This window comes from Lysobacter stagni (assembly GCF_030053425.1).
Lineage (GTDB): Bacteria > Pseudomonadota > Gammaproteobacteria > Xanthomonadales > Xanthomonadaceae > Lysobacter_J > Lysobacter_J stagni.
Genome location: NZ_JASGBI010000001.1, coordinates 3,566,507 through 3,584,089, shown reverse-complemented (window position 1 = coordinate 3,584,089; position 17,583 = coordinate 3,566,507). Strand labels below are relative to the sequence as shown.

Here is a 17,583-nt window from a genome sequence, read left to right as displayed (position 1 = left end):
GCCATAGTCCGTCCTTGCCGATCCGATGCACCCCGCCCGGTAAACTGGACGTCTTTCCCCCACGTGGACGACCCATGGTCACGCTCGGTACCCCTCTGTCCCCGCATGCGTTCCGCGTGCTCCTGCTCGGTTCGGGCGAACTCGGCAAGGAGGTGGCGATCGAACTGCAACGCTACGGCGTGGAAGTCATCGCCGCCGACCGCTATGCCGATGCGCCGGCCATGCAGGTCGCACATCGCAGCCATGTGCTGGACATGCTCGACGGCGCCGCGGTGCGCGCGCTCATCGCGCACGAACGCCCGCATCTGATCGTTCCGGAGATCGAAGCGATCCACACGCAGACGCTGGTCGAACTGGAGCGCGAGTTCGCCGCGCGCGGCAGCGACGTGCGCGTCATTCCGACTGCGCGCGCGGCGCGACTGACGATGGACCGCGAAGGCATCCGTCGGCTGGCCGCCGAGACACTCGGCCTGCCGACTTCGCCTTACCGCTTCGTCGACACGCTCGAGGACTACCGCGCGGCGGTGGCGGAGATCGGCGTGCCGTGCGTGGTCAAGCCGGTGATGTCGTCGTCCGGAAAGGGCCAGAGCCTGGTCCGCAGCCAGGCCGACATCGACACGGCCTGGGAATACGCGCAGACCGGCGGACGTGCCGGCGCCGGGCGCGTGATCGTCGAGGGCTTCATCGATTTCGAGTACGAGATCACCCTGCTGACGGTGCGTCATTCCGGCGGCACCACCTTCTGCGCTCCGATCGGCCATCTGCAGCGCGATGGCGACTACCGCGAGAGCTGGCAGCCGCAGCCGATGTCGTCACGCGCGCTGGAGCGCTCGCAGCAGATCGCGCGCGCCATCACCGACGACCTCGGCGGCTGGGGCGTGTTCGGCGTGGAGCTGTTCGTGAAAGGCGACGAGGTATGGTTCAGCGAGGTATCGCCACGCCCTCACGACACCGGTCTGGTCACACTGATCTCGCAGGACCTCAGTGAGTTCGCGCTGCATGCGCGGGCGATCCTGGGCCTGCCGGTGCCGGCGATCCGCCTGTTCGGGCCTTCGGCATCGTGCGCGGTGCTGGCGACGGGCCATGGCGTGCCGGTATTCGAGGGCGTGGACGCGGCGCTGGCGCAGGCCGACACGCAGCTGCGCCTGTTCGGCAAGCCGCGCGTGGAAGGCCATCGTCGCGTTGCCGTGACGCTCGCCTTGGCACAAGACATCGAACAGGCCCGCGAACGCGCACGAGATGCCGCCGCGGCGTTGAAGATCGAACTGCGCTGAGGAGAGGCCATGCTCGACGAGACCCAGGGATACGCCGTCTTCCTCTATCCGCAGGCGCTGGAAGTGCTGGGCACTGCGATCCGCCCCTATCTGCAGGACGGCCCGCACGGGCCGCACGTGATGTGCAGCGCCATCGACACGGGCGGCGCGCTGATCGAGATGACGCTGGAGGGCCGCACCGCTGAAGGGCACGCGATCGCGGTGGAGTTGATGATCCCGTCGGCGATGGTGCGGATGATCGTATCGGCGCGCAGCGACGGGGTGTTCGGTTTCGGCCCGCGCGTGGCGGTCGAACCGGTGGCAGGCGCGCTACCGCCCGCGCCGCTGGCATCGGCGCACCCGGTGCAGACGCCGGTGGAGTTCGTGCAGCCGAAGGTGGACATGGTGGTGCCGGCGGTGGCGAAGTTGCCGCCGGAGTAAGGGCGAGCAAGGTTCGTTGCAGTTGCAGTTGCAGTTGCAGGTGCAGGTGCAGTTGCGGTTGCGGTTGCTGTTGCTGTTGATCTTGCGACTTCGGAGCGAGCCGAGCACCGCAGCCAGGCAGGGGGCGAAGAGTCGCCCATGTTTGAGCGCAGCGTAGCGGAGCGAGTTTGGGCGACGTCCCCCTGACTGGCGAGGAGCACAGGGAACCGCCGCGCAGCGGCGGATCGCGTAGGGAGCGGATGGTTTTGGTTACTTTTGCCGAAACAAAAGTAACCCGCTCGCTTGCGAGCGGAAGCTGTTGCTCTTGATATCGACGTTGTTGAAGCTCGTCATTCCCGCGAAGGCGGGAATCCAATCTTCAGTCATCGCACTCTTTCCGAAGGCCGGATACGTCGGACACGTGGATTCCCGCCTGCGCGGGAATGACGGCAGCCACTGCAAAGGCAACGGCACCAGCAGAAGCAAAAGCTTCCGCCCGAAAACGGGCGGGTTACTTTTGTCTTGGCAAAAGTAACCAAAACCGCTGGCTCCCTCCGCGATCCGCCGCTACGCGGCGGTTCCCTGTGCTCCTCGCCGCACGAGGGCACGCCGCTCAAACTCGCTACGCTCAAACATGGGCGGCTCTTCGGCCCTCGTACGGCTGCGGTGCTCGGCTCGCTCCGAAGTCGCAAGATCCACGGCAACGGCAACGGCAACGGCAACGGCAACGGCAACGTCAACGTCAACGTCAACGGCATCGCATCCGGGGGCTATGGGGCTCTGCCGAGCAGCGCCTGATCGTCTTCAGTTGCTTCGGCAGCAGAGCTTCAACATCGCGGATGAACGGCGTAACGGCCGGATGTCGTCGCACCCACAACTCACCGAGATATTGACCCACGGTCAACGAGGACAGCAGGCGCGCCGCGGCCTCGGGTGTGCGCGCCTGCAACAGGTGATGCGCTGCGTCCATGACGCCTTCGGAGAAGTCCGCCGTCGACAGTCCGCTCTCGGCGCCCCATTCCTTCTGGATCGCCGAGATCAGTTTGCCTGCCGCCTTTTCGTAAGGCGTTCGCAGCCGCGGCATCTCGGATTACTCTCCGCCGGCGTCCAGATCCACCCACACCAGATGATGGTCGCTACCGTCGGCAATGGCGGCTTCCGGTGCAGCGGCGGACGGCCAGAACACGCCGCTGCCCTTCACCGCGAAACCCACCGACGGCAACACGTAATCCAGGCGCATCGTGCCGGCCTTCGGGCCGAAATCGCCGGTGGCGTGCGCGGGTGAGCCGCGGTGCGCGACGCCGGTGTCGGCGTACTTGCGCGTCACTTCCACCGCGCCTTCGCTGCGCGGCGTGGCGTAACGCGCCACGCGCGGGTGCTCGAGCAGTTCGAGGATGGCCTCGTGGCGGCCGTCGCCGTCGACCGGGTCGTTGTTGAGGTCGCCGGCGATCACGAAACGCGCGTTCGCCGGCAAGCCGCCGCAATGGCCGCGGTCGTCGCACAGCCACGGATTGTCGCCGGGCGAGAGGTATTCGTGCCACAGGCGGATCTCGTCCGCGTTGCGCGCGCCGTTGCGGTCTTCGGGGCCGTCGAATACCGGTGGCGTGGGGTGCGAGACGAGGAAGTGCACGACGCCCGTCGGCGTCTGCACCGGCACGTCCCAGTGCGACTTCGACGACAACCGCAGTTGCGACCACACCTGCGGCGGATACCAGGGCTCGCCCGTGGAGGGATCGCGTGGCTGGCGTGCGCCGGGCATCGCGCTCCACTTGAGCAGCTGGAAGGTGCGTACCTGGTCGGCGTCGATCGGGTACTTCGACAGCACGAGCAGGCCGTACTGGCCTGGGTGCAGGCCGTAACCCCAGGCGTCGTTGCCGCGGTTGCGGCCTTCGCCGCCGGCGCTGCCGTTGCGGTCCAGGTCCAGCCCGCTGGGCACGCCGGTGTTGACCGGGGCAAGGTAACGATAGGGATAGCGCAGCGGATCGCCGCCACCCGGCTGCGCGACTTCCAGGTACTGATGCTGGAACAGGTCCGCCGCGCGTCCGGCTTCGTCGTAGTCGAATTCGTTGAGTAGGACCAGGTCCGGGCGCACGCGCTGCAGCACCGAGGCGATCTTGCGCGCGCCCGCATCCGCGCCTTCCAGGCGACGGATCAGGCCACCGGTGTCGTCCTCGTACAGCGAGGTGTTGTAGGTCGCCACGCGCAGCGTGGAATCACCGTTCATCGAGCGTGCCCAGGCTTCGGGATCGCCCTTGATGTTGATCTGGGTGCAGGCGGCGAGGACGACGGCAAGCGAAGCCGCGAAGGCGGGGAGGAGTCTGGACATCGCGCGATTCTGTCACGGCCCTGCGCAGCCCGTATGACGGGAGATGGCGCGTGGTGAGGGCGCGTCAGGGCAGGTCGTGCCATTGCCGTCCGTCGAAGGCTTCCAGCGGCCGGAAGCGGCGTTTGTAGTCCATCTTCGGATGGTCCTGGATCCAGTAGCCCAGGTACAGGTGGCGACGGCGTTCGCGTCGCGCCCATTCCAGCTGGCGCAGGATCGCCAGCGTGCCCAGACCGCGGTCGGCTTCCTCGGGATCGTAGAAGGTGTACACCGCCGACAGCGCGGTCTCGGTGCAGTCGGTGACCGCCACCGCAAGCAGCTTGCCGGGACCCTGAGGCGAAGGGTCGCGCAGTTCCAGGAAGCGGCCTTCGCTCCAGCTGCCGATCAGGAACTGGTCGAACTCCGGCGCGCCGTGGCCATCCATGCCGCCGCCGGCGTGGCGCGCGGCCAGGTAACGACGATAGAGCGCCAACTGCTCGCCCGTGCGCTGCGCAGGCAGCACGCGCATCTCCACGTGCGCGTTGCGTGCCAGGCAACGGCGCTGGCTGCGGTCGGGAACGAAACGGTCCACGGGAATGCGCACCGCCACGCAGGCACGACAGCCCGCGCAGTGCGGGCGGTAGACGATGTCGCCGGAACGTCGGAAACCCCAGCCCAGCGCGTGCGGGTACCACTGGCGCAGGCGCGGGTCGCGCGGGTCGAGCACCAGGTCGCGGGCGAGGCGTTCGGGCCAGTAGCCGCACGCGTGCTCGCCGGTGTGGAACAGGCGGAGATCGTCGCTGTCCTGTGGTTCGGTACCCATGGCCGGAGCATAGCGCCGCCGCGTGTGAGCGGAACGCTGTCGTCTGACTGAACGCGGTTGGCCCGCCGTCAACCGACGGGACGCGGGGGCGTTGTTCTGGTCATCGGCGCCATCCGGTGCCGCCCGCAGGAGTCGTATCCATGAAGCGCAATACCCTTTCCGTTCTGCTCGCCGCCGCTGTCACGGCGATCGTCGCCGGCACCGCGTTCGCGGCTCCGCAGGCCGGCGACGCACCGCGCCGGGCGCCGCTCGATACCAACAACGACGGTGCGATCGACCGCACCGAAGCGGCGGCATTCCCGCGCCTGGCCGCGAAGTTCGACGAGCTCGACCGCAATCGCGACGGCAAGCTCGATGCCTCCGAGCGCCCGCAGCACAAGGGGCACGGCCGCCGCGGCGGGCACGGTGACGGTGGCATCGGGCGCGTGGCCGAGGCCGACACCGACGGCGACGGCCGCATCAGCCGCACCGAGGCCGCCACGCTGCCGTGGATCGGCGAGAAGTTCGCCGACATCGATGCCAGCCGCGATGGCTTCCTGGTCCGTAGCGAGCTGACCAAGTACCACGAGCGCATGCGCACCCAGCGCGAGGCCGAGCACGCCAAGCGCGCCGAGGAACGCTTCGTCGAGGCCGACCTCAACAAGGATGGCAAGCTGAGCCGGGTCGAGGTGACCGAGAAGATGCCCCGCCTGGCCAAGGCCTTCGCCTTCCTGGACGAGAACCGCGACGGCTTCCTGACCCGCGACGATCTGAAGCCTCCGATGCATCGTTGAACCATGTCGGGGTCGTGCGGTCCAAACCGGCACGACGACCGACAGGTCCACGGTTGCGCCCGTGCCGGTATCTCCCCGGCACGGGCCTTTTCTTTTTGCGGTTGCGTTTCCCTTCTCCCCTTGCGGGAGAAGGTGCCCCGAAGGGGCGGAAGAGGGGGCGTTCGCGCTGGCGCGCGCGCTCCCGACACGCTTCGCACGTCGACCTCTCCCGCGAGGGGAGAGGTTGGCGTCGTCGCCGGCGCAAGCGCCAACGGCTGCTGGCAGTCGTTACATCGCCACGTGCTTAACCGTGCGCACAACCTGCCAGGCGCTTTCGCCCTGCTTCACTTCCAGCGTCTTGTACGACGCCGACATGCGGTGGTGGTAGGCGGTGTATTCGATCAGGCCGGTGATGGCGCCGGTCTTCTCGTCGCGCGTCTGCGGGCGGAAGGCGTGCACGTCGATCATCAGCGCCGGGCGACCGGAGGCGCGGTGCTTGCTGCCCACGTCCTCGTTGGCGCTGCGTACGCATTGCGAGGCGGGCACCACCTGGCGCTTGCCGTCCTTCAGCTGCTGCTGCATCGCCTGCGCGAGCTCCGGTGAAACGTCCTGCCCGTCGATCGACAGGCACAACACGTCGATGCGCGCCTTCGGCAACTCCTGCGTGAATACCGCCGCGGCGAGCGGTTGCGGAATGGCGGCCAGCGATCCGTCCAGCGGGTGCTTCTTCAGCGCTTCGGTGGGGATGTCGGTCTTCAGTACATTCATGATCGCCAACGCACCCACCACCACGATGCCTGCCAGCAGCACCAGCTTGATGCGCAGCGCGCGCGTCTGCGATTTGACGTGGGCCGGCGTCTCGCTGCTGCTGAGGTGGAACGTGGGGCCGGCGAAGCTCTCACGCGTGCTCTCCAGCAAGCCGGCCTCGCGCAGGATCTCGCGCGCACGCACGGTGTCGTCCGACCGCACCACCCACACCGCCGCCTTGGGCGCGGCCTCGTCGCTGTAGCTGAAGGTGCCGCGCCGCCCGCCCTTGTACGAGCGGCCATTGGTGATGCGTACCTCGATGTCGGCATCGCGCAGCATCTGCGCGACGGACTCGACGTTTTCCAGGCGCTGGCTGCTGAAAACCTGTCTCATGGGTGGGGCTCGGGACCTGGTGCGGGGGGGCTGGGGATGATGTGGGGACGAAAGCGGGAGACCCACGGGGCGCTGGCGTTTGTTTTCACGCCCCGGTTACCGGTCTGCGGAGCCGCTATTCCTTCGCCGGCACGTGCGCGGCGGCCGCCGCGTCCTTCACCACGCGGATCAGGCCCTCCTGCGCGGTGCTGGCCACCAGCCGCCCGTCGCGGTCGAAGATCTGCCCGCGCGCCAGGCCACGGCTGCCCTGCACGCTGGGGCTGTCGATGGAATACAGCAGCCAGTCGTCGGCGCGGAACGGGCGGTGGAACCACAGCGCGTGGTCGAGCGAGGCCATCTGCACGTTCGGCTGGTAGTAGCTGATGCCGTGCGGGAACGTGGCCGTGCCCAGCAGGTGGAAGTCGGACGCGTAGGCGAGCAGGGCGCGGTGCAGTTCCGGCGCGTCGCCGACGCGTTCGGTGAGGCGGAACCAGAACTGCTGGTATGGCGGCCGCTTGGGCGGATTGAGTTCGTCGCGCGGATACACGTGGCGGAACTCGAACGGCCCCTTGCGCGACAGCCAGCGCTGGATCTTGATCGGCAGTGTCGCCATCACGTGCTCGGGCACGGCCGGCGCCGGCTCGATGTCCTCGGGCTTGGGCACTTCGGGCATCGACAACTGGTGTTCGCCGGCGTCCTCGATCTCCTGGAACGAGGCGGCCATGAAGAAGATCACCTCGCCGTGCTGGATCGCGGTGATGCGGCGTACCGAGAAGCTGCCGCCGTCGCGGGTGCGGTCGATCTGGTAGACGATCGGCGCGGCGATGTCGCCGGCACGCAGGAAGTAGGCGTGCAGCGAATGCGCGCTGCGCGGGACGTTCATCGTGGCCTGCGCGGCCGAGAGCGCCTGCCCCAGCACCTGCCCGCCAAAGACGTACTTGGTGCCGATGTCGCGGCTCTGTCCGCGGAAGAGGTTGTCTTCCAGCCGCTCCAGCGAAAGCAGTTCGACCAGCTCGTGAACGACTTGCTCGGAAGCGGGGGCGGTCATGCGGTGCGCTCGTGGGTTGCGAGCGTGAAGTATAGCGGTGGGGGTGGGCGGGCTTCGCTCGTGGCCGCCTCCGAAGGTGCCGCTGCGGCCATCCATGGCGTCATGTGACGGGCCTCGGAACGCCCGGCCCGGCCATCCCTGGCCGGGCGTTCCGCAGGCCACGCGGCAGTGCCGCTAAGCGGCCTGCCTCACCCGACAAGCGATTACAGTTGCCCGCGTTCCCAGGGCCCGGTGATGGCGAAGGTGATGCCGGGGGTCTGGATGTTCACGAACAGCGTGCGGCCCCACGGGTCCCAGCAGGCGCCACAGAACTCGGCCTCGCGATAGTCGCCTTCCTCGATGACCTTTCCGGCACCGGCGATCTGCGTGGACGTCAGCTCGATGTTGTTCTTGCAGAAATAGAACGACTCGCCCTTGCGCGTCAGACCGATCAGGCGCGCTCCGGGGCCGTACTCGTCCGGGCTCTCGCCGCCGTCCTCGCACAACAGCACGCCGCCGCGCGCGCTGACCGTGATGTTGTCGGGGTTGTGCGCGGCCAACTGGTTGCCGCTGACGAACAGGGCGCGGATGCGCTGGGTGGCCAGGTCGAGCACCCACACCGAACCGTTGCCCCGGCCCTTGCGGCCCTGCGCATCGACGCCGGTACTGGTGTCGACGATGAACATGCGCCCACCGCTGTGCCAGATGCCTTCGCCGCGACTCATGCGCAGCGCGCCGGAACTCCAGGCCTGCGCGAACGGACCGCTGAGCGTTTCGCCGGCGGAGATGTCCGGAAAGCCGGACGGCGCGACGATGCTGTCCAGGTCCGGGTCGGGCACATCGACCCACTCCAGCGCGTACTCATCGCCGATCGCGGCCACGGTGAGGTCGGCGTTGGGCCGGCCGCGCACGCGCGCCGCCTGCAGGCGACCGCCGTGTTCGAGCGAGCCGTAACGCCCGGCGCGGTCGTTCGGCACGAAGCGGTACAGCCCGGCCTTGTTCCGGTCGTCCTCGGTGAGATAGACGATGCCGGTGCGCGGGTCGATCGCCACCGCTTCATGGCTGAAACGGCCCAGGGCGACCAGCGGGCGGCCGGTGGTGCGTTCGGCATCGGTGTGGACTTCGAACACGTAGCCGTGCTTCTTGCCGGCGCTGGAGGCCGCATCGGTCTTGATCTCTTCGCAGCTCAGCCAGCTGCCCCACGGCGTGGGGCCGCCGGCGCAGTTCACCAGGGTGCCGCCCAGGCTGGCTTCGACCGAATGCCAGTCGCCGTTGCGGAAGGTCAGCGTGGTGGTGCCGCCGCCGGCCTGCTGGCCGCCACCGATGTCGCCGGTGTCGTACACGCCGGGGGCGTTGATCGGGGTGGCGCCGCCGCGTTCGTGGTTGCGGATCAGCACCAGTTCGTGGCCGTGGGCATGTCCATTGCCGCGGCCGTGATCGTGCGGGCCGCGACCGGGCTTGCGCACGGACACCACCGCCATGCCGTCGTGGCGGTCGGGGCAGGGTTGGCCATCGCTCATCGCATCGCCGCTCCAGCCGAAGGAGCGGTAGCTGAAGCCGCGCGGCAACTGCAGCAACGGCAGCCCGGTACTGCGGTCGGCAACCGGGGCCAGCGGGCCGTAACGGCTGGGGATGGGGGCAAGGCGGGTCGGGTCGCCGGCGGCGAGGGCCTGGCGCGTATACAGCGCGCTGAGGCTGCCGATGGCACCGACTGCCATGGCGGCAGCGCTGCCCTTGATGACCTGGCGGCGGGAGGGATCGAACGAATCCATCGCTTGCTTCTCCTGCGGGGCTGGGGGAAGCCCGAATGCTGGGAGCGTGGCGTGGCCAAACGATGACATCGGCAAGTCAGGCCGCCGGACCGTGACGCGCACCCGCTACCATCTCGCCGATGAAAGCGAAACTGATCGCCGTCGGCGAACGCGCGCCGCGCTGGGTGACCGAGGGATTCGGCGAATACCAGAAGCGCCTGTCGCACTGGCTGCCGCTGGACCTGGTGGAAGTGGAGCCCGGCCTGCGCGGCAAGGGCCGCGATGCCGCGCGCGCGATGCACGACGAAGGCGCACGCGTCATCGCCGCCTTGCCGAAGAATGCACTGGTGGTGACGCTCGATGGACGCGGACGGACGTGGTCGTCGGAACAGCTCGCGCAGCGCCTGGAACACTGGCGTGCGCAGGGGCGCGACCTGGCATTCCTGATCGGCGGACCCGAGGGGCACGCACCGGAGGTGATCGCGCGCGGCGATGAGTCCTGGTCGTTGGGTCCGCTCACGCTGCCGCACATGCTGGTGCGTCTGGTGGTGGCCGAGCAGCTGTATCGCGCCGCGGCATTGCTGGCCAACCACCCGTATCACCGCGCCTGAGCGTGGAGCTCAACGAAGAAGGCCACCCCGTCATCCGGGGTGGCCTCGTTCGTTGCACGGTGACGACGCGGCCTACCAGCGATAGTTGAGGCCGAGCTGGCCGGTGACGTCGCGGTAATCGCCCGCGCCGGCGGCCAGGCCCAGGTTGCCCCAGCCCGTCCATCCGCCGCCGAGTTGTCCCTGCGCGCCGAGCTTCAACTCGTAGCGATCGCGCGGCAGCCCCAGTGCCAGCGCGGTGTCGTTGAACGACATCACGTTGCGGTCGTTGTCGTGCCACCAGTTGACGGTGACGAACGGCTGCACGAGGTTGTGTGCGGTGGTTGCCGCGTGGCCATAGAAGCGCACACCCAGTCGCGTGGTCAGGCCGCCGGCGTTCCTGTCATCGATGAGCGTGCCGTTGTCCTCACGGTGCTTCGATGCGGAGTAGTCGGTGAAGATCGCCTGTGCCTGCGGTTCGATGAACAGTCGGGTATTGCCGCCGTCGTTCAATGCGAATGCGTACCCCGCTTCGATCGACGCCGAGAGCGTGTGCGCGTCGTAGCGCTCCTCGGACAGCCGCTCGCCCTGCACGCGGTTGTCGTAGCGTCCGTACTGCAACCAGCCGTCGAGGTAGACGCCGGTGGCGTTGGTGGCATTGGCGAACCAGGTGCCGTACACGCCGAGGTTGTAGCCGGTGACGTTGCCCTTCGCGTGCCAGTCGGTGAGGTTGGACGCCACCTGCGTGTGGGCGCGCCCCGTGCCGCCCATCAGGCCAAGGTGGAAGCGGCCATCGCCGTTCCAGCGGGCGATCTCGCCACCGATCTGCAGCACCGACAGGTCCGTCCCGGCATCGAGCTGGCCCGCGCCGGTCTGGCCGTCCATCTGGTTGCGCACCACGCGCACCCATGCGGCCTCGCTGCGACCGTCGTCACCGCGCTTGCCCAGGTTCGGTTCGCCCATGCGGTCATGCATGGAGTGCTCGAACATGCCGACCGATGCCGCCTGGTTGGCGAGGTAGGCCGCGGGTTCGGGGCGGTAGACGGGGAGCCCCGCGGGCTCCGGCACCGTGGGAATGACTGGCGCGGTCGGGACCGGAGCAGGCTCCACCGGCGTGGGATCAGCCGGGGGCGGTTCCGGCGCCGGCGGGGGCGGCGCCTCGGAGCGCAGGTACCAGTCTCCGTCGGCGGGGTTCGCCTTGCCGCCCTGCGCCAGCAGGTACTCGTTGGCGCCCGCCACCACGCGGCCGTCCAGCGCGAAGCTGCCGTTCGACGCACCATCCACCCGCACGACCTGGATGCCATCGGCGGTGGTGTACGCGCCTGCACCGCCGGCATTGTTCACGCGAAGGGCGGTGGTGCCGGACGTATTGCCCTGCACGATGAGCGTGTCGGTCCGCGAAGCGTCATTGCCGAGCGCGGTGTTGAGCACGACCGTGCCGCCGTTTCCGGTGTAGTCGCCGCTGATCGTGAGCGTCTTGAAGTTGCCGCCGGTGGGTGCGGCGAACGCGATCTGGCCGACATTGGTTGCCGACGCGAACGTCGATGAATTCGTCACGGTCCACAGCGAATCACCGAGCATGGACAGTTGCCGGCCGTTGTAGGCGGCACCTTCGAGCGCACCCTGCGCATCGATGGTGAGGTCGAGCGCGCTGCCGCTCTCGGCGATCACATCGCCTTGCACGGCAGTGTTGCGCAGCGTGAGGAGCAGGACGCTGCCGTCTTTTGCGCGCGCCAGTTCCCCGCTGGTGGTCAGGGCGCTCACGTCATCGGCCAGTGTCACCTGTGCATGGATGTCCTGGGACTGCAGCAGGGCGCCTTCGGAAAACAGCGAGCCGCCGGAGACGGTCAGGATGGCGGGCGTGGTGATGGCCGGATCGGTTCCCACCGCGACGAAGCCGACGGCGTGGGGCAGGCCCTTCACCGTCGTGTCGACCAGATCGACCGAGACGCCTTGCGACATGACCACGCCGACCGCCTGCGTACTGGTGATCGTGGAGGCATTGGACGTGGCGCGGCTGCCAGTGCCAGTCACTTCCAGGGCGTTTGAGCTGTTGCCCGAGGCTTCGACCGTGGCGCCGTTGGTCAGCGAAACCAGGGCGCCGGCCTGTGCGACGGCTCCCGGGGCCTGGCTGCCCGACGTGTGCACGACGCTGCCATCGACTGTCAGGAGGGAGTTCAAGCCGGTGGCGACCACGCCATAAGCCCCCAGCCCCGTCGTCGAAACGGTGGCGCCGTTGATCACGGATACCTGCGCGCCGTCGGCCGCCGCGGCACCGATGGCATCCAGTCCCGAGGTGTCGACCGTTGAGGCGTCGAGCGTGAGGGTGCTGCCGGTGCCCAGCGCAGTAGCTCCGAGCGAACCCAGGCCAGTGGTCGTGATGCTCGATCCGTTCTCGATGCGGATGGCGGCTCCGGATTGCGCGCCGGCGCCCCTCGCGGAAGAGCCGCTTGAGTTGATGTCGGTGCCCGACGCCGTGATCAGGCTGCCGGTGCCCATGGAGAGGAGGGCGTGATTGCCGGCGATCACGCTCGAGATGACCGTCGAGTCGACGAGCGCAACGGTGCCGCCGGCATCGGCGACCACGCCGTGCGACGCGGGCCCCGTGACCGCGATTTCCGCGTCGGTGGTCTCGATCGTGCTGCCAGCGCCGGTCGCGTACGCTCCGTAGCTGTCAGCGCCATCCACGCTCGCATTGCTGTTGTTCAAGGTGACGTGCCCGCCCTCGGACGCCAGCACAGCTGCCGTGCCCATGCCAGCGGTCGTCACCGTCTGGTTGCTGGACGTCACGATGCCCGTGCCGCGGGCGTGGATCGCGCTCGCCCCCAGGACGCTGAAGCTGACGGTCACGGAGCCACCGTTCATGTCGACGGTGCCATCCCATGCGAACACGCCGGATCCACGGGGTCCCGTGGCATCGACAGTGCTGTCCGTGAGGTTCACGGTGCCGCCATCCTGCGCCCACACGCCCGTGCCATCCGCACCGCTCGCGCTGATCGTGGAGTTGGCGAGGGAGATGTCTCCGGCAAGATTCGAGAACAGCGCCGCGCCATTCCGTCCGGTATTACGCACCGTGGCGCTGCCCGTGATGGACGCTCCGGTGCCTTCCGCAGCGAGGGTGAAGCCGTTGGTGGTGCCGTCCGCGTAGGTGCCGGTGGCAGTCTTCGCCTGCCCGGTCAGCGCGATGAGCTGTTGGGCGTTTGCGATTGAAGGAAGCGAAGCTAGAAGAGCAAGGTGAAGCGAAAGGGAGAGCCGATTGGGCGTGAGCTTGCGAATGCGCATGAATCATTCCTGGTTTGATCGAACACGGTGGCCATCCATTCGAGGCGGTTCTGCGCGAGTGCGAGAGATGCTCCGGGCCACACGAGAGTCTGGGTACGTTCCAGGAATCGATAAACGCGAATCTTTCCTTGCGGATTTGTGTCATCGAACATGCAAGTTGGGAGCCCGCATCCGCGGGCTCCCGATGTCTACTTCAGCGAATCGCGTAACGATCACTGCAGCGTGAACTCGATTGGCACGCGCCCCAGTGCCTGCACCGGCTGGCCGTTGCGCATGGCCGGCTGGAACATCCACTTCGTGCGCACGGTGCGCAGGGCGGCCTGATCGAGCAAGCGATGACCGCTGCTGCGCACCACGCGCACTTCGAGCGGGCGGCCGTCGATGCCGACGAGGATTTCCAGCTCGACCACGCCGCGCAGTCCTTCGCGCATGGCCTGGCCCGGATACGGCGGCGGTGGCGATTGCAGCGCCTGCAACTGCGTGCCGGCCGGCGGCGGCTGCGGATCCAGCGTGGTCAACGTTTCGCCGGTGACCTCCGCCGCTTCGACGGCGATGTCGCCGGGCTGCGCATCCACGACGGGCTGCTCGACGGCAACGACCTGCGGCTGCGGGCGCGGCGTCGGCGTTGCCGAGGGCTTCGGCGGTTCACGGACGATCTCCACCTCCTGCCGCTTGGGTGGATCCTTCTTCGGCGGGATGTCGAAGAGGGTGATCACGTCGTCGACCTTCGATGTGGGCGCCGCGATGCGCTCCGTCAACGGAACGAGCAGGAGCAGGATCAGCGCGGCGTTGACCAGCATGGTGCCCGCGTTGGCCGCGATGCGGGTGGCATCAAGCGATTCGCGTGCGTGTGCGTGTGCGGGAAACGGAAGCGCGTGTGCATGGGCCATGGCAATGCCTCCTGTGGTGTGCACTGGCGGCAAACGCCTGAGGAAGCGCGGCGGGGTTGCACGTTGCGAACGATCGCGGAAAAAGAAACGGGCCCGCAGTGCGGGCCCGTTGCGTGTTGCGTATGGCGCGGTGATCAGTCCGGTTCCGGCGGGTGCTCCGGCTCGCGTCCAAGCCCGCCTTCGTCCGGGTCGGGCTTGTGTTTCGGATGCGGGTGTTGCGCATCCTCGCGATCGCGCGGCGCGGGCTCGGGATAACCCGGATTGCGGCCGGGCCGGGGATCGGGTGCGGGCGGAGCGGTCTTGCCGGACTTCGACATGGATCAGTTTCCGAGTTCGAACACCACGTCGATGCTGACCGACAAGGTGTTTTCACCCGGTGAGATCGGCGTGGATTCCATGCGATCCATCGCCTTCATGGCCATCATCGGCATCGGGCGCGGCGGGGCGAAGCTGCCGCCCTCGCTGATGCTGACGATGCGGCGCACCTTCTTGCCCAGCGTCTTGGCGTACATCTCGGCGCGGGCCTGGGCCTTCTCGACCGCCGCGCGGCGCGCTTCGTCGTAGGCCGCGTCCTTCTTCGCATCGTCCAGGTCGAAGGTGGGGCCGTTGATCTGGTTGGCACCGGTGGCGACCAGCGCGTCCAGGATCTTGCCCAGCTTCGCGATGTCGCGCACGACGATGTTGACGTTGTTGATCGCCTGGTAGCCGGTGATGGTCGGCGACTGGTTCTCGACGTACTTGTACTGCGGGTTGAGGTTGACACCGCTGGTCTGCACGTCGCGCTCGGCGATGCCGGCGGCCTTGATCGCCGCGACCACCTTGGCCATCTGCTCGGCGTTGGCGCGCATGGCGGCGTTGGCGTCCGCGGCCTGGGTCACCACGCCGGTGGACAGGGTGGCGATGTCCGGCGCGCGTCGCGCCTCGGCCTGGGCCGACACGGACAGCAGCGTGCCATCGGTGGCGACGTAGGGCGTGGTCTGGGCGGGGCTCACGGCGGGCAGGGCTCCGAAGGCGAGGGCAGCGGCAAGGACGAGCGGGCGCAAGGTGGTGCGGGGCGACAGCTGGGGCATGACAACTCCTCTTGGGGGTATGAAGGGCCGGCCGTCCGCGACGGGCCCTAGGGTCTTGGCGATCCGGTGAACGATTCGTGAGCCCGGTCGGGGTTACCGATGATGCCCGTTCGGTGCTCCAGTCAGTGCGGGTTATGCTTCGCCGATGCTGTATCTCGCCTCCAAATCCCCCCGCCGTCACGAATTGCTGGGCCGACTCCTGTCGGGCCAGCCCGGTGCCGAATTCGGCGTCCTCGACATCGATATTCCGGAGCATCCGCAACCCGGAGAACCCCCCGAGGACTACGTGCGCCGCGTCGCCCGCGAGAAGGCCGGCGCCGGACTGCTGCGCGTGGTCGGCAACCCGGCCGCGGTCGTGCTGGGGTCGGACACCGAAGTGGTGCTGGACGGTGAGGTCTTCGGCAAGCCGGCCGACGATGCCGATGCCGCGGCCATGCTGCGCCGGCTGTCGGGCCGTACCCACCAGGTCATCTCCGCCGTGTCGGTGGTCTCGCCCGCGCGCGAAGCGCAGGCGGTGTCGGTGTCGGAAGTGACCTTCGCCGAACTGACCCCGACGCAGATCGACGCCTACGTCGCCAGCGGCGAGCCGCACGGCCGCGCCGGCGCCTACGCCATCCAGGGCCTCGCCGAGGCCTTCACCACCCGACTGTCCGGCAGCTATTCCGGTGTCATGGGGCTGCCGCTGTACGAGACGGCCACGCTGCTGCGCGAGTTCGGGGTGGTGAAGTGAGCGAAGAGATCCTTGTAAACGTCACCCCGCGCGAGACCCGCGTCGCCGTCGTCGAGAACGGCATGCTGCAGGAACTGCACATCGAACGCGGCTGGCGTCGCGGCGTGGTGGGCAACATCTACAAGGGCAAGGTGCAGCGGGTGATGCCCGGCATGCAGGCGGCCTTCGTCGAGATCGGCCTGGAGCGCGCCGCGTTCCTGCATGCGGCCGACATCGTCAAGCCCACGCCCGTGGCCGAGGGCGAGAGCGAAGGCGAGGAGGCCCCGCTGCCGCCCACGCCGACGCGCCCCATCGCCGAACTCCTGCGCGAAGGCCAGGAGATCATCGTGCAGGTGGTCAAGGACCCGATCGGCAGCAAGGGCGCGCGCCTGACCACGCAGCTGAGCATCCCTTCGCGCTACCTGGTGCTGCTGCCGCGCACGCGCGTGGTGGGGGTGTCGGCGCGCATCGAGGACGAAGCCGAGCGCGCCCGCCTGAAGAACCACATCACGTCCTTCGCTCCCGCCGGCGATGGCCACGGCTACATCGTGCGCACCAACGCCGAAGGCCAGCCGGAAGAACAACTGGGCGAGGACGTGGCGTACCTGGGCCGCGTGTGGGGGCTGATCGAGGAGCGTGCACGCAGCGCGCGCGTCGGCGAGCGCGTGTACGAGGATCTCAACCTGCCCATGCGCGCCGTGCGCGACCTCATGCGCAAGGACGTGGAGAAGGTGCGCGTGGACTCGCGCGAGACCTGCGAGCGCCTGCGCGTGTTCGCGGCGCAGTACATGCCCGGCCTGGACGAGAAGATCGAGCACTACACCGGCGCGCGCCCCATTTTCGACCTGTATGGCGTCGAGGATGAGATCCAGCGCGCGCTGGACAAGGAAGTGCCGCTCAAGTCCGGCGGCTACCTGGTCATCGACCAGACCGAAGCGATGACGACGGTGGACATCAACACCGGCTCGTTCCTCGGCCAGCGCAACCTCGAGGAGACGGTGTACCGCACCAACCTCGAAGCGGCGCAGTCGGTGGCGCGCCAGCTGCGCCTGCGCAACCTGGGCGGCATCATCATCATCGACTTCATCGACATGACCGATGCCGAGCACAAGCGCCAGGTGCTGCGGCAGCTGGAGAAGTCGCTCGCGCGCGACCACGCCAAGACCACGGTGTACGAGTTCTCGCCGCTGGGCCTGGTGGAGATGACGCGCAAGCGCACCACCGAAAGCCTGGAGCGCCAGCTCAGCGAGCCGTGTCACGAATGCGGCGGGCGCGGCACGTTGAAGACACCGGAAACGGTGACGTACGAGATTTTCCGCGACATCGTCCGGCAGGTGCGTCAGTTCGACGCGCAGCGGTTGATGGTGATCGCCTCGTCGAAGGTCGTCGCGCGCATCACCGATGAAGAGTCGGCGGCCGTGGCGGAGCTGGAGGAATTCCTGGGCAAGTCGATCCGCTTCCAGGCGGACGACCAGTACGCGCAGGAGCAGTTCGATGTCGTTCTGCTGTAAAGCCGTGATCCGAAATCCGGGCTTCGTGATCCGCAAGCGCGAGATGGTTTGCGCGCGTTCGCGTAGCCAAGTTCTGATCACCGGCGG

The 17,583-nt window shown here is 68.2% G+C and carries 16 protein-coding genes; 6 read left to right on the top strand and 10 right to left on the bottom strand.

The genetic code is table 11. The features are described 5' to 3' along the window. The first annotated feature begins 74 nt into the window (after window positions 1-74). Both purT and QLQ15_RS16600 read left to right on the top strand, forming a co-directional pair. Window positions 75-1,274 carry a formate-dependent phosphoribosylglycinamide formyltransferase gene (gene purT, locus QLQ15_RS16605; RefSeq protein ID WP_283213851.1) on the top strand — a complete coding sequence of 400 codons (1,200 nt, stop codon included), beginning with the start codon at window positions 75-77 and terminating at the stop codon, window positions 1,272-1,274. 9 nt (window positions 1,275-1,283) lie between these two features. Continuing rightward, on the top strand, window positions 1,284-1,694 hold the full coding sequence (locus QLQ15_RS16600; protein ID WP_283213850.1) for a hypothetical protein: 411 nt from the start codon (window positions 1,284-1,286) through the stop codon (window positions 1,692-1,694). 727 nt (window positions 1,695-2,421) lie between these two features. Here QLQ15_RS16600 and QLQ15_RS16595 read toward each other — a convergent pair. The 3 genes from QLQ15_RS16595 to QLQ15_RS16585 form a co-directional block, all read right to left on the bottom strand. After that, a complete protein-coding gene (locus QLQ15_RS16595) occupies window positions 2,422-2,757 on the bottom strand; it encodes a hypothetical protein (RefSeq protein ID WP_283213849.1) in 336 nt (111 codons plus the stop codon). 6 nt (window positions 2,758-2,763) lie between these two features. Then, entirely contained in the window at window positions 2,764-3,999 is a 1,236-nt protein-coding gene (locus QLQ15_RS16590) for an endonuclease/exonuclease/phosphatase family protein (protein WP_283213848.1), read from the bottom strand. Between the two features lie 64 nt (window positions 4,000-4,063). Beyond that, the gene (locus QLQ15_RS16585; protein WP_283213847.1) at window positions 4,064-4,798 is read right to left on the bottom strand and encodes an arginyltransferase; all 735 of its coding nucleotides are present in this window, start codon (window positions 4,796-4,798) and stop codon (window positions 4,064-4,066) included. Between the two features lie 140 nt (window positions 4,799-4,938). Here QLQ15_RS16585 and QLQ15_RS16580 point away from each other — a divergent pair, with 140 nt between their 5' ends. Next, entirely contained in the window at window positions 4,939-5,571 is a 633-nt protein-coding gene (locus QLQ15_RS16580; protein ID WP_283213846.1) for an EF-hand domain-containing protein, read from the top strand. A 267-nt stretch (window positions 5,572-5,838) separates the two neighbouring features. On the opposite strand, the gene QLQ15_RS16575 is transcribed toward QLQ15_RS16580, so the two are convergent. The 3 genes from QLQ15_RS16575 to QLQ15_RS16565 all read right to left on the bottom strand — a co-directional run bounded on the left by QLQ15_RS16575 (window position 5,839) and on the right by QLQ15_RS16565 (window position 9,468). Continuing rightward, a complete protein-coding gene (locus QLQ15_RS16575; RefSeq protein ID WP_283213845.1) occupies window positions 5,839-6,690 on the bottom strand; it encodes a hypothetical protein in 852 nt (283 codons plus the stop codon). A 115-nt stretch (window positions 6,691-6,805) separates the two neighbouring features. Beyond that, the gene (tesB, locus tag QLQ15_RS16570; RefSeq protein ID WP_283213844.1) at window positions 6,806-7,717 is read right to left on the bottom strand and encodes an acyl-CoA thioesterase II; all 912 of its coding nucleotides are present in this window, start codon (window positions 7,715-7,717) and stop codon (window positions 6,806-6,808) included. A gap of 203 nt (window positions 7,718-7,920) precedes the next feature. Then, on the bottom strand, window positions 7,921-9,468 hold the full coding sequence (locus QLQ15_RS16565) for an alkaline phosphatase PhoX (protein WP_283213843.1): 1,548 nt from the start codon (window positions 9,466-9,468) through the stop codon (window positions 7,921-7,923). A gap of 119 nt (window positions 9,469-9,587) precedes the next feature. On the opposite strand from QLQ15_RS16565, the gene rlmH reads away from it, so the two are divergent. Further along, window positions 9,588-10,058 (top strand): 23S rRNA (pseudouridine(1915)-N(3))-methyltransferase RlmH, encoded by a 471-nt coding sequence (rlmH, locus tag QLQ15_RS16560; protein ID WP_283213842.1) that lies wholly within the window; start codon window positions 9,588-9,590, stop codon window positions 10,056-10,058. A 72-nt stretch (window positions 10,059-10,130) separates the two neighbouring features. Here rlmH and QLQ15_RS16555 read toward each other — a convergent pair whose 3' ends face one another. The 4 genes from QLQ15_RS16555 to QLQ15_RS16540 form a co-directional block, all read right to left on the bottom strand. Then, window positions 10,131-13,316, bottom strand: coding sequence for an autotransporter outer membrane beta-barrel domain-containing protein (locus QLQ15_RS16555; RefSeq protein ID WP_283213841.1), 3,186 nt, complete (start codon window positions 13,314-13,316; stop codon window positions 10,131-10,133). A gap of 212 nt (window positions 13,317-13,528) precedes the next feature. Further along, complete coding sequence (locus QLQ15_RS16550) at window positions 13,529-14,206, bottom strand: energy transducer TonB (RefSeq protein ID WP_283213840.1); 678 nt, start codon at window positions 14,204-14,206, stop codon at window positions 13,529-13,531. A 134-nt stretch (window positions 14,207-14,340) separates the two neighbouring features. Further along, entirely contained in the window at window positions 14,341-14,523 is a 183-nt protein-coding gene (locus QLQ15_RS16545) for a hypothetical protein (protein ID WP_283213839.1), read from the bottom strand. A gap of 3 nt (window positions 14,524-14,526) precedes the next feature. Further along, window positions 14,527-15,276: an SIMPL domain-containing protein gene (locus tag QLQ15_RS16540; RefSeq protein WP_283213838.1), complete on the bottom strand. Its 750-nt coding sequence runs from the start codon at window positions 15,274-15,276 to the stop codon at window positions 14,527-14,529. Window positions 15,277-15,421: 145 nt separating this feature from the next. Here QLQ15_RS16540 and QLQ15_RS16535 point away from each other — a divergent pair, with 145 nt between their 5' ends. Further along, a complete protein-coding gene (locus QLQ15_RS16535; RefSeq protein ID WP_283213837.1) occupies window positions 15,422-16,006 on the top strand; it encodes a Maf family protein in 585 nt (194 codons plus the stop codon). Then, window positions 16,003-17,496, top strand: a complete 1,494-nt coding sequence (rng, locus tag QLQ15_RS16530; RefSeq protein ID WP_283213836.1) for a ribonuclease G — start codon at window positions 16,003-16,005, stop codon at window positions 17,494-17,496. Before QLQ15_RS16535 ends, rng begins: the two co-directional genes overlap by 4 nt. Window positions 17,497-17,583: the final 87 nt, after the last annotated feature.

Bases quoted from the DNA above. Each gene is read 5' to 3' on its own strand.
- QLQ15_RS16585 (WP_283213847.1), bottom strand. From the start codon at position 4,798: ATGGGTACCGAACCACAGGACAGCGACGATCTCCGCCTGTTCCACACC.
- rlmH (WP_283213842.1), top strand. From the start codon at position 9,588: ATGAAAGCGAAACTGATCGCCGTCGGCGAACGCGCGCCGCGCTGGGTG.
- purT (WP_283213851.1), top strand. From the start codon at position 75: ATGGTCACGCTCGGTACCCCTCTGTCCCCGCATGCGTTCCGCGTGCTC.
- QLQ15_RS16590 (WP_283213848.1), bottom strand. From the start codon at position 3,999: ATGTCCAGACTCCTCCCCGCCTTCGCGGCTTCGCTTGCCGTCGTCCTC.
- QLQ15_RS16565 (WP_283213843.1), bottom strand. From the start codon at position 9,468: ATGGATTCGTTCGATCCCTCCCGCCGCCAGGTCATCAAGGGCAGCGCT.
- QLQ15_RS16600 (WP_283213850.1), top strand. From the start codon at position 1,284: ATGCTCGACGAGACCCAGGGATACGCCGTCTTCCTCTATCCGCAGGCG.
- QLQ15_RS16595 (WP_283213849.1), bottom strand. From the start codon at position 2,757: ATGCCGCGGCTGCGAACGCCTTACGAAAAGGCGGCAGGCAAACTGATC.
- QLQ15_RS16580 (WP_283213846.1), top strand. From the start codon at position 4,939: ATGAAGCGCAATACCCTTTCCGTTCTGCTCGCCGCCGCTGTCACGGCG.
- tesB (WP_283213844.1), bottom strand. From the start codon at position 7,717: ATGACCGCCCCCGCTTCCGAGCAAGTCGTTCACGAGCTGGTCGAACTG.
- QLQ15_RS16535 (WP_283213837.1), top strand. From the start codon at position 15,422: ATGCTGTATCTCGCCTCCAAATCCCCCCGCCGTCACGAATTGCTGGGC.
- QLQ15_RS16550 (WP_283213840.1), bottom strand. From the start codon at position 14,206: ATGGCCCATGCACACGCGCTTCCGTTTCCCGCACACGCACACGCACGC.
- QLQ15_RS16555 (WP_283213841.1), bottom strand. From the start codon at position 13,316: ATGCGCATTCGCAAGCTCACGCCCAATCGGCTCTCCCTTTCGCTTCAC.
- QLQ15_RS16540 (WP_283213838.1), bottom strand. From the start codon at position 15,276: ATGCCCCAGCTGTCGCCCCGCACCACCTTGCGCCCGCTCGTCCTTGCC.
- QLQ15_RS16545 (WP_283213839.1), bottom strand. From the start codon at position 14,523: ATGTCGAAGTCCGGCAAGACCGCTCCGCCCGCACCCGATCCCCGGCCC.
- QLQ15_RS16575 (WP_283213845.1), bottom strand. From the start codon at position 6,690: ATGAGACAGGTTTTCAGCAGCCAGCGCCTGGAAAACGTCGAGTCCGTC.